The organism is Corynebacterium sp. HMSC072A02 (assembly GCF_001810085.1).
Taxonomy (GTDB): domain Bacteria; phylum Actinomycetota; class Actinomycetes; order Mycobacteriales; family Mycobacteriaceae; genus Corynebacterium; species Corynebacterium hesseae.
This window is the reverse complement of sequence record NZ_KV799856.1, coordinates 1-324: the sequence shown is the minus strand read 5'-3', so window position 1 is coordinate 324 and position 324 is coordinate 1. Positions and strand designations below refer to the sequence as shown.

Below are 324 nucleotides of genomic sequence, written 5' to 3'. Positions count from 1 at the left end.
ATCGGTTCATCCACACGAAATGTCCCTTAAGCCGCAAATCCACGTACAGGCCTCCTGGTGTGATCACCAATTGCTGCACCACCGCGGTTGTTCTTTACATAGTCGTTGCGAGTTTCAATCACATTGCGCCAGGTGCCATAAATCTTCTTCCATTCCGGTGTCTTGAAAGCAGGGCCAGTTTGCCGGTAGCGCATACCTTGACTATTTGGAATGGTTACCGAGGCCTTGTTAGTGCAGCACTTGCCTCTTCCCATACGCGCAGTAGTTAGATGTGGCCCGGAGATAGAGGGTTGAAGCGTCCTGGGTTTAGTTCCTACCTCAGCT

The 324-nt window shown here is 51.2% G+C and carries 1 pseudogene; it reads right to left on the bottom strand.

The features are described 5' to 3' along the window. Positions 1–26 precede the first annotated feature (26 nt). A pseudogene (locus HMPREF2698_RS13535) lies at positions 27–324 on the bottom strand (hypothetical protein); the annotation flags it as partial.